Origin of the sequence: Spirosoma soli (assembly GCF_042684525.1) — a bacterium.
In the GTDB taxonomy this organism is placed as follows: Bacteria; Bacteroidota; Bacteroidia; order Cytophagales; family Spirosomataceae; genus Spirosoma; species Spirosoma soli.
This window is the reverse complement of the sequence record NZ_JBHULN010000001.1, coordinates 521,410-531,921: the sequence shown is the minus strand read 5'-3', so window position 1 is coordinate 531,921 and position 10,512 is coordinate 521,410. Positions and strand designations below refer to the sequence as shown.

General features: G+C 49.3%; 9 protein-coding genes. All 9 read right to left on the bottom strand.

Annotated features, from left to right (window positions below):
• Positions 1-10: 10 nt before the first annotated feature.
• Positions 11-862 (bottom strand): DUF58 domain-containing protein, encoded by an 852-nt coding sequence (locus tag ACFSUS_RS02150; protein WP_381518404.1) that lies wholly within the window; start codon positions 860-862, stop codon positions 11-13.
• A 77-nt stretch (positions 863-939) separates the two neighbouring features.
• On the bottom strand, positions 940-1,923 hold the full coding sequence (locus tag ACFSUS_RS02145) for an AAA family ATPase (RefSeq protein WP_381518401.1): 984 nt from the start codon (positions 1,921-1,923) through the stop codon (positions 940-942).
• Between the two features lie 64 nt (positions 1,924-1,987).
• Positions 1,988-2,605: a DUF4159 domain-containing protein gene (locus ACFSUS_RS02140; RefSeq protein WP_381518399.1), complete on the bottom strand. Its 618-nt coding sequence runs from the start codon at positions 2,603-2,605 to the stop codon at positions 1,988-1,990.
• A gap of 26 nt (positions 2,606-2,631) precedes the next feature.
• Positions 2,632-3,306: a Uma2 family endonuclease gene (locus ACFSUS_RS02135; protein ID WP_381518398.1), complete on the bottom strand. Its 675-nt coding sequence runs from the start codon at positions 3,304-3,306 to the stop codon at positions 2,632-2,634.
• A gap of 12 nt (positions 3,307-3,318) precedes the next feature.
• A complete protein-coding gene (locus ACFSUS_RS02130; RefSeq protein ID WP_381518396.1) occupies positions 3,319-4,236 on the bottom strand; it encodes a GIY-YIG nuclease family protein in 918 nt (305 codons plus the stop codon).
• Positions 4,237-4,276: 40 nt separating this feature from the next.
• Positions 4,277-5,614: a TldD/PmbA family protein gene (locus ACFSUS_RS02125; protein WP_381518394.1), complete on the bottom strand. Its 1,338-nt coding sequence runs from the start codon at positions 5,612-5,614 to the stop codon at positions 4,277-4,279.
• Positions 5,615-5,622: 8 nt separating this feature from the next.
• Positions 5,623-7,263, bottom strand: a complete 1,641-nt coding sequence (locus ACFSUS_RS02120; RefSeq protein ID WP_381518392.1) for a TldD/PmbA family protein — start codon at positions 7,261-7,263, stop codon at positions 5,623-5,625.
• Between the two features lie 101 nt (positions 7,264-7,364).
• The gene (locus tag ACFSUS_RS02115) at positions 7,365-8,726 is read right to left on the bottom strand and encodes a TldD/PmbA family protein (protein WP_381518390.1); all 1,362 of its coding nucleotides are present in this window, start codon (positions 8,724-8,726) and stop codon (positions 7,365-7,367) included.
• Between the two features lie 94 nt (positions 8,727-8,820).
• Complete coding sequence (locus ACFSUS_RS02110; RefSeq protein ID WP_381518387.1) at positions 8,821-10,461, bottom strand: TldD/PmbA family protein; 1,641 nt, start codon at positions 10,459-10,461, stop codon at positions 8,821-8,823.
• Positions 10,462-10,512: the final 51 nt, after the last annotated feature.

The window sequence follows — 10,512 nt, the reverse complement described above, 5'->3', positions numbered from 1 at the left end:
AAACGGTTTCTCAACTAGTCAGGAATTTCTTCAGCACCAACGCTAGCGGATCGCTTAAGCGAACCCGAATGAGCCGAACGTGGGGTATGCGTAAATTTTCTTCTAGATGTGTCATGTATTCTGAGGCTCTTTGCCGGACAACATCCCGAACAGTGTCGGCCTGCAGCTCTACTTCTTTGCCGGTCTCCAAATCCTGAAAGCGATAAAAGCCACTCATGCTGAAATCAAGCTCCTGATCCCCTAAAATCTGAAAAATGACAATTTCCCGACGCGGGCCAGCTACACCTCGGATCAGGCTTAACCACTCATCGTTCACCTGAAGAAAGTCTGAGGCTATAATGAGTACCTCGCTTTGCTTGCGGCTAAATTCCGGGAAAGAACTTCCTTGATTTTGCCACGGCCCGGCTGCCTGAGCCAGTTCAAGGACAGCCACAATCTTCTGAAATGCCTGTTTCCCGGCCGGAACCAATGCCTGAACAGCACCATGCTGAAGACTGTACAGGCTCAGCTGATCGCCTTGTCGGTTGCCGAGATACGCCAGCGAGGCCAGCAAAATTTTGGCGTAATTTAATCGGGTAATATCGGCTTCGGCGTAGTTCATTGACCCTGACAAATCGAGCAGAAGCCGAATCTGCTGGTTGCTCTCTGTGGCTGACTCGCGGACTAAATATTGACTCGTTTTGGCGAACAACTTCCAATCAATACGTTTCGGATCGTCGCCGGGCGTATAGTGTCGAAACTGCTCGAACTCTGTGCCTATGCCTGATCGCCTGCTGGTTTGAATACCCAGCAACAGCTCATCACTGACGAGTTTACTGGCCAGTTGCAGGTTGTTTAGTTTGATCAGATCAGTAGTTAGCATAGCACTCTACCACAGAGGTACAGAACAGAGCTCACCGAGAAAATAATTTGTTTTCTCCGTGCTTCTGGGTTTAAGATTTATTTCACAGTTTGAAGCAACTCCTGTATGACTTTATCCGTTGTAATCCCTTCTGCTTCAGCGCGGAAGTTAAGGGCAACGCGGTGACGGAGCACAGGGTAAGCTAGGGCCTTGATATCGTCGGGTATGACCGAAAAACGCTCGTTCAGCACCGCACGGGCTTTGGCACACAGTACCAGCGCCTGACCGGCACGAGGACCGGCACCCCATTCGCCCCACTGCTTCACGTAAGCGGACGGGCTGTCCTGCGGACGGGTGGCGCGCACGAGTCGGTTGATGTATTCAATGAGTTCGTCGCTGATGTGCACCTGCCGAGTCAGGCTTTGCAGATCAATAATATCCTGGTCGGAGAGCACTGTATGAAGTTCAGGTCGGGCAGTACCAGTCGTGCTCTTTAACACATCCAGCTCTTCGCGTTCTGACGGATAGCTGAGCTTAATGTACAGCAGAAAACGGTCCAGTTGCGCTTCGGGTAGGGGATACGTACCGGCCTGCTCAATGGGATTTTGGGTGGCGATGATCAGAAAGGGTCGGGGCAGCGGGTAGTCGTTGCCGCCGTAGGTGACCTTATACTCCTGCATGGCCTCCAGCATGGCTGCCTGGGTTTTGGGCGGTGTTCGGTTGATCTCGTCGGCTAATACAACATTGGCGAAGAGTGGCCCCCGGTTAAACACAAATACTTTGTGTCCTGTTTCGTGGTCGTCTTCCAGGATTTCTGTGCCGACGATGTCGCCAGGCATAAGGTCAGGCGTGAACTGAATACGTTTAAAACGCATCGCCAGCGCATCGGACATGGTTTTAACCATAAGTGTTTTAGCCAGACCAGGAACACCTTCGAGCAAGCAATGCCCACCGGCTAACAGCGAAATCAAAACTTCGCTAATCGCTTCCTGTTGCCCGATGATGACCTTTCCAATCTCTTTTCGAAGCTGCGGCAGTTTAGCCACCAGCGTTTTGTAGTGGGTTAAGTCGGTTGATTCCAAAATTTCCAGTTTATCAGGTTGTATGCTTTATTGTTTATCATTCCGGCGTCGGAATGATAAAAATCTACGCTGTCAAGGCGTAGGTTACGATATTGATTCCAAACTTTGTATTATCCTCGGCCAGAAAGCGTTTATTCCGAAAATCGTAATCCCACTCGCAGCCGTAATCTTTGTTACTGTACAATACACCTATTCGTCCATTGATTGTAATAGCCTTCAAATAGTCGTGTACCAGATCATCCCCCCAGCCATTCAACTCGAATGATGTGGTTGGAGGACCATCGGCAAACTTGAAAAAACAGGTGTAAAGCGGATGGTTATTGGGTATCTTCTGCAAGGCTTTGGGCCCAAAGGTGCGAGCCATTTCCTGCTCGAATGACTTGGCGAATAGCCCATCAACGTCGTGGTTACAGTCGTCTACAAACACAAAGCCGCCATTCTGAACGTAACGTTTGAAGTGATCCCGCTCCTGGCTCGAAAACTCGACCAGCTTGTGCCCACTCAGATAACAAAATGGACTTTTAAAGAGGTCGGGGCTAGTTAACTGAACAACCTTCTCCTTTTGATCAATGGGAATCGTGGTGTACTCAACAATTGAATGCAACAGATTAACCGGCATTCGCTGGTCGGTGTCCCAGTCACCGGACGTATATTGAATTCGTGTGAAGATGAAGGGTTTCAAACGGTTGAGTGAGTTGTTTAAAGAGATTACAGGGTTGACTTTGTCATCAGCTTCTGTAATGTTTCTATATTTACTTTTTTGTCAAAGATGGCTTGCACCGGAATGGCAAAGCCTGGAACGGTTAAAGCTTCAAGTGTATCGTCATTATACAACGTAGCTGCCGACGCAAACGCCATTGTCGGCTCGTCTAATCTGTACTGTTCAACCGATTTTCGGACGGGATCAATGATCCAGTATTCCAGAACGCCGTGAGCCGCGTAGTCTTCAAATTTGACGCCCCGGTCACGGCCGGTCGTGCTTTTCGACAAGACCTCCACAATCAAATCCGGTGCCGGGTGTTCCATCTGATCATCCTCAAACGAAGCGGCTGTTTCGCTGTTCCAGTAGCAGATGTCCGGCTCATAATCGTTACGTGTCAAGCCTATCAGCGCCTTTTCTGAATCAACAACGCCAAGGTCATTGAGCATTACAAAGTTCAGAAGTAAGTTTTCCAAATATTTTGTAGCGTCCAGATGCCGACGTTTTACTGGTGAGTGCATAATGACTTCGCCATTGATAAACTCGGCTTTTACGTCATCTCGTAACCACTCGCGGAATGCCCGACGACGTTCGGCTTCGTCGGCCAGAATAGCCTGTGCCCGTTCGATGACAAGTTTAGCATCGGGAGCTTCAAGGAGGTCGTGAACGCGTGATTCGAGCATTTAGTGTTGCGTTTATGTTTCAACAAATGAACCGTTAGATGGGCTCTTAGAGATTAAAAACTTTTTAGAAGGTAATTCAGATGAATCTGTTTCGAATCCTTTTAAGGTGCGCCCATCGGTAGTCCTCCATTCTGTAAGTCCATTAGCTGGTCGTCCCATTACGAGTGCGGCTGCTGTTGATGGGCTTCCGAAAATATAATCATCTGAAAGCACAAGATCATCTCCGTTCCTTAGTATTATTTTTCTGTCAAGCATTTCCTGACGAAGTTTATGCATCGACGGTGGGAAGGAAGGAACAGTTGAAGTAGCAATCATTGAGCCTTTTAAAACAACGAAACCTTCAGATGTGGGTTCTCCTTGAGCATTAGCTCCACGAGCAGCAACTATAACAAAAATATCTTGCTGCTTCGTTTTTGGCTTCTGCTCTCTTTTTTCTTCAAAAACTTTATGTCCAAGAGTGTTGACTAGAAGTTTGATGTTTTCTAAAAATTCTTCCATTTCCGCTCTATCGGATTCCGAAATGGAGGACTGTGTCGGTATAACAGAGTTTTCAATTGTATATCTATTTGATGTTTTAGCAATGTTGTAAAGTCGGTTCTCTAAATACTTGATATGTGCCTTGTTAAGGTTTTCATCTTTGCTGACAAAGACGATAGTTTCATTCCAAAAATCTTTTTGGGTCAAATGCTGATTTAATCGTGTACGGACCTCTTCTGCTTCACCAATGTAAACCTGATCTTGACCTTCCCCATCTCTACCGAAAAGAAGATACACGCCAGTATTCAATAGGTCAGGCCTATCAACACAGTCCTTTACTTTTATTCGTGGTATTTTATAAGCTTTCCCAGTCCAGTTTGAAAGCTCGCAACTCATACGGCCGTTTGGGTCGCCATCAATTAAAAAAATCTTGATAGTTTTACCGAACTGCATATTTAAGAAAGAGTTTTAATTGAAAAATCTTGACAACATATTACACCGCATCCGACAAACTCGTGAACGTGAACTCCCGAATCTTCATGGGGGGAACCAGATAGTTTTGGTCCGACTCCGTGCTCACAACGCGCTCTGGCTTGCCCAGTGCCTCGAGGTTGTTGAGCATGATGATCGGGCTTTCATTAAAACGAAAATTCTTAACGGGGTGCTTAATCTTGCCGTTTTCAATGTAGAACGTACCATCGCGGGTTAAGCCCGTCAGCAAAATCGTCTGCGGGTCAACCTCACGAATATACCAAAGCTTGGTGACCAGAATGCCCCGTTGCGTGCTCTTAATCATATCCTCCAACGAAGCGGTACCGCCGGTCATGATCATATTATTCGGATTAGGAACGGCTTTCTTACCTTGCTTCTGCGCCCAATACCGCGAGTAAGCCAGGTTCTTAACCACCCCCTTCTCAATCCACATTGTTTTCTCCTGGGGACGGCCATCGCCTGACCAGGGCGATGCCGGTAATTCAGGGTGAGTTGGATCGGAGTAGATCGTTACGCGTTCGTCTACCACTTTATCACCCAGCCGGGATTTACCACCTGCTTTACTGAAATACGACCGCCCTTCGTCGGCGGAACGGGCATCCATGTTAAAGTAGATGTTTTCCAGCAGTACCACAGCCGCTGTTGGCTCCAGGATGACGGTGTATTTGCCGGGCTCAATGGCCCGGGCTTCGGCTGAACCGCGTGCTTTCTGAATGGCAATGTTAGTAGCCGTAGCGGTATCGAGCTTTGTGAAATCGCTGTAGCCCCTTGCTACATAGCCTGAGCCTTTGCCATCGTCCGTACGAACTGTCAGCGAAAAGTTGACATTCGTGCTTGGGTAATAGGCGAACAGACCTTTTGAATTCATCATGGCCGAGTAGCCCCGGTTATCTTGCAGAAAACCGGCAGCTGTCAGCTTGCCATCACGCGTCAGTTGTAAACTTTTGGCAACGGCATCCGCACGGGTATCGGGGGTTACATTCGCCGTTGAGTCGAAAAAGCCGGTTGATTTTATGTATTGTTGAGGACCCAGTACGCCAACGTATTCAGGGTTTTCAGGAGCTAGTTTGGCGAGCTCTTCGGCACGACGTACCACTTTTTCGAGGGATGCATCGTCGAATTCATCAATCGTTGCTACGCCAACTTTCTTGCCGAATGCCGACTGCACAACTAGGTTCTGATTAAGAAGCGAACCACTTGTCGAAACCTCATTTCGGGCATAACGTAGGTTGCCCCGCTCTTCGCCGGATAGATTAACCTCGCACTCGTCGGCCTTTGAGTAGCTTAAGACTTTTTGAAGCAAGGCCTTAGCTTCTGCTTCGGTGAGTATGATAGACATGGTGGTATTTAAATTTTCCGGGCTGTATTGATCACATTAACGCCATTGAACCGGGCGGTCGAACTGCCGTGCGAGACCGCGCTCGACTGCGGTGGCTGGCCTTTGCCGTCAAAGAATGAGCCGCCCAACCGATAGTCTTTTTCATCACAAACGGCCACGCACGAGTTCCAGAATTCCTGGGTATTCGACTGATACGCTACGTCTTTGAGCATCCCCGCAATCTGGCCATTCTTGATTTCGTAGAACAACTGCCCGCCAAACTGGAAGTTGTAGCGCTGCTGGTCAATGGAAAAAGAGCCGTCACCAATGATGTAGATGCCTTTCTTAACATCTTTGATCATGTCCTGTACTGATAACGGCGTTTTTCCCGCTGCCAGCGAAACATTAGCCATGCGCTGAAACTGCACTGAACTCCAGCTATCAGCATAGCAGCACCCTTGTGATTCTTTCTCGCCGATGATGTGAGCCTGGTCGCGAATAGCCTGGTAATTCACTAACGTACCATCCTTTACCAGATCCCATTGTTTGGTTTTAACGCCTTCATCATCGTAGCCAACGGCACCCAGCGAGCCAACCTGCGTTTTATCAGCAAATAGATTCACTTGCTTACTACCATAGTTAAAGTTTTTCGACTGCCATTTGTCCAGCGTAGCAAAGCTCGTACCCGCAAAGTTGGCTTCGTAACCCAGGACTCTATCTAGCTCGAGGGGGTGGCCTACGGATTCATGGATGGTCAACCATAGGTGCGACGGGTCGAGAACCAGATCATATTTACCCGCTTCTACAGATTTAGCCTTGTGCTTGTCACGGGCTTGTTTAGCAGCTGCGGTAATGTCTTCCAGCATGTCATACCCTTTGTTGTAGCGGGTTGTAATGCCCGTTACTTTGTCAGTCGGATTCGCTTGCAGGTACTCATAGCCCATGCCCATCGGAGCGCTCAGTGCCTGCCGGGTTTCAAACTTGCCGGTCTTTGGGTCGATCGCTGTTACATTTGATTGGGGCCAGATACGATGAATGTCCTGGTCGGCATACGTGCCGTCTGTGGTGGCCAAATACTTCTGCTCATTCACCATGAACAGTACCGAGTTGACGTAATTGGCACCATTCTTCAGGGCTGCGTTGTTTACCGACAGCAGTAAGTCGACTTTCTCTTTAATAGGTACCTCGAACGCATTTTTCTGAATAGGCGCTTTCCAGCTCACTTCGCCGTAACCTTGTTGTGCAGCCAGTTGTACCGGCTGCTTCATAAGTTTGGCGTTCGCTTTGGCGATAGCAACGGCTTGTTCGGCAGCCTTTGCCATATCGGCTTCGTTCTTGGCGTCTACCACAGCGGCAAAGCCCCAGCAGCCGTCGGCAATGACGCGTACGCCAACACCGTAAGATTCTGTGTTTACAATGTTCTGTACCTTATCCTCGCGGGTCACTACGAACTGGTTAAGGTAGCGACCAATGCGAACATCGGTATAGGTCGCGCCCTTGCTTTTCGCGGCATTCATTGCGGCATCGGCCAGGCGCTTTTTAGTAACAACGTCTAAGCCCGGCTCCAGAAGGGCTTCGGGGCTGACGGATCTAGAAAAGGCAGGAAGGGTAGGAAGCAGTATTCCTGCCGTTCCCATACTTAGAAGTTGATTGAAGTTTCGGCGGTTCATTGCGTGGTGACTATTTAAACACAGAGAAATAGAGGAAGCACGGAGAGCACAGAGTTTCTCAGTTAATTCGGTGAGAAATTCTGTGGCTCTGTGTTTAAAAACTACACCGCATCCGACAAGCTTGTGAACGTAAAGTCCCGAATCTTCATCGGCGGAATCAAGTTGCCGCCTGCTCGAACAGGCTTGCCCAGTGCTTCAACGTTATTAAGCATAATGACCGGGCTTTCGTTGAAACGGAAATTTTTAATCGGGAATTTAATTTGCCCATTTTCGATGTAAAATGTCCCGTCGCGGGTCAGCCCTGTGTATAGTTGAGTTTGTGGATCAACGGCGCGGATATACCAAAAACGCGTTACCAGAATACCTTTGTCAGTGCTTTTGATCAGATCCGCTAAGGATTGCGTGCCACCCAGCATGATAAATCCGCCGGGCGCTGGAATCGGCTTAACCCCTTTTTTGTCGGCCCAGAAGCGCGAATAGAACATGTTTTTCACGACTCCATTCTCAATCCAGGTCCGTTTTTCCTGGGGTAAACCTTCATTACCACCCCCGCCGAAGCGGCCACCGCCACCTCCTCCGCCCCCGCCACCAAAAGGCGACAAGGGTAAATCGGCATTTAAAGGATCAGTAATGATCGTAACGCGTTCGTCAAAGAGCTTTTCGCCAAGGCGTGTGCCGCCCCCTTTTTTACTGAGGAAGCTACGGCCTTCGTCAGCATTGCGGGCATCCATGCTGCGCATCATGTTGTTCAGTAGTTCGACGGACGCTGTCGGTTCCAGAATAACGGTGTATTTACCCGGCTCCAACGCTCGTGCACTCGCCGATGCCATAGCTTTTTGCATGGCAATCTGTGTGGTCGCTTTCGTGTCGAGTTTAGATACATCGGTTACGTCTGGATTTGCGTAGCCTGACCCCAAACCGTCAGCGGTACGGACTGTAATCGAAAAATCAACATTTGTCGACCGATTGTACCCGAAATTACCTTTGCTATTGCCAATGCACACAAAATTCGTCGTGTCTTCCATGTACCCGGCTGCGGTCAGGTTTTTCTGCTTGCAGGGGTCGATACTGTCGAAGGCTGCCTGGGCGCGAAACTCAGGATTGATTTTAGCCGTACTTTCCGCGTAGTTTTTCGTTTCCAGATAGGTCTGGGGCCCTAGCATCGGCATGTACTCTGGATTCTCGGGGGCTAGTTTGGCAATTTCTTCGGCCCGCCGAACGGTCTTTTCCAGCGACGCATCATCAAACTCGTTGATGGTGGCGGTGCCGGATTTTTTGCCGAAAACGGCTGTAACACTCAGGGCAATGTTATCGGATTCGCCACTGGTCGAGACCGAGTTACGAGCGTATCGAATATTACCCGTACGGCCGCCTGTCAGACTGGCGCTCGTTTCGTCGGCTTTCGAGTAGGCCAGTACTTTATCGATTATCTTCTTTGCTTCTTCTTTGGTTAAGATCGCCATATTTCTGAGGTTTCGGTGTACGGTTTGTGGTTTACGATGAGATGATACGATAAACTTCTCGCTAACCCACCGTAGATTACAAACCGTAAACTGTCTATATCTTCCGGGCTGTATTAATTACATTGACACCGTTGAACCGGGCCGTAGCGCTACCATGCGATACGGCACTCGACTGCGCTGGCTGGCCTTTGCCATCATTGAATGCTCCTCCTAACCGGTAATCACTTTGGTCGCAGACCGCAACGCAGGAATTCCAGAATTCTCGGGTGTTGGCCTGATACGCTACGTCTTTGAGCATACCAGCGATCTGACCGTCTTTGATTTCGTAGAACAGCTGCCCGCCAAATTGGAAATTGTAGCGTTGCTGATCAATCGAGAACGAACCGTCGCCGATGATGTAAATTCCTTTTTTGACGTCTTTAATCATGTTCTGAACCGATAAAGGTGTTTTTCCAGCCTCCAGCGATACGTTTGCCATGCGCTGAAACTGCACCGAACTCCAGTTGTCGGCGTAGCAGCAGCCCTGCGATTCTTTCTCGCCAATGATGTGCACCTGATCGCGGATGGCCTGATAATTCACCAAGATGCCATCTTTGACCAAATCCCACTTCTTGGTCTTCACTCCTTCGTCGTCCCAGCCAACGGCGCCCAGCGAACCTACCTGCGTTTTGTCAGCCACTAAGTTGACTTCTTTACTGCCGTAGTTAAAATTCTTTGCCTGCCACTTGTCGAGGGTCGCGAACGACGTACCAGCATAGTTAGCTTCGTAACCCAGCACGCGGTCGAGTTCGAGGGGGTGGCCTACGGATTCGTGGATGGTCAACCACAGGTGCGACGGATCGAGAACCAGATCATACTTACCGGCTTCCACCGACTTAGCCGTCAATTTCTCTTTAGCTTGTTTGGCGGCTGCGGTAATGTCTTCCAGCATGTCATACCCTTTATTGTAGCGGGTCGTGACGCCAGTAAGTTTGTCGCTTGGATTTGTTTGTAAGTACTCGTAGCCCATGCCCATTGGAGCACTCAAAGAGTTCCGCGTGGCGAACTTTCCATTTTGCGGATCAACGGCCGTTACGGTAAAGCTTGGCCCGATGCGGTGAATGTCCTGATCGGCGTACGTACCGTCGGTTGAAGCAAAATACTTTTGTTCGTTAATCTGGAAGAGTACGTTGTTCACAAAGTTGGCTCCGTTTTTCATGGCCGCTGCGTTAGCCTCCAGGAGCAGATCGACTTTTTCCTTAACGGGCACTTCAAACGCGTTCCGCTTGATAGGCGCTTTCCAGCTTACTTCGCCATAGCCTTTTTGCGGAGCTAGTTGTACGGGTTCAGTGAGCAGACGGGCATTGGCTTTGGCAATGGCAACGGCTTGTTCAGCGGCTTTCGCTACAACAGTTTCGTCGCGTGCGTCGCCAACAGAGGCAAATCCCCAGCAACCGTTGGCAATGACCCGAACGCCAACGCCGTATGATTCGGAGTTGATAATGCCCTGTACTTTGTTTTCACGGGTGAGTACGAATTGGTTCAGATACCGGCCAATGCGTACATCGGCGTAGGTGGCGCCCTTCGCTTTCGCTGCGTTCAGAGCGGCATCGGCCAGGCGTTTCTTGACGGCTACGTCCAAACCTGGCTCCAGCAGGGCTTCGGGGCTAACGGTACGGGAAAAAGCGGGCAGCGTGGGCATTATGATCCCGGCCGCACCCATACCTAATAATTGATTAAAATCTCGACGATTCATGATAATAAGGATTAAACACAGAGGAACGGAGGAAGCACAGAGAACACAAAG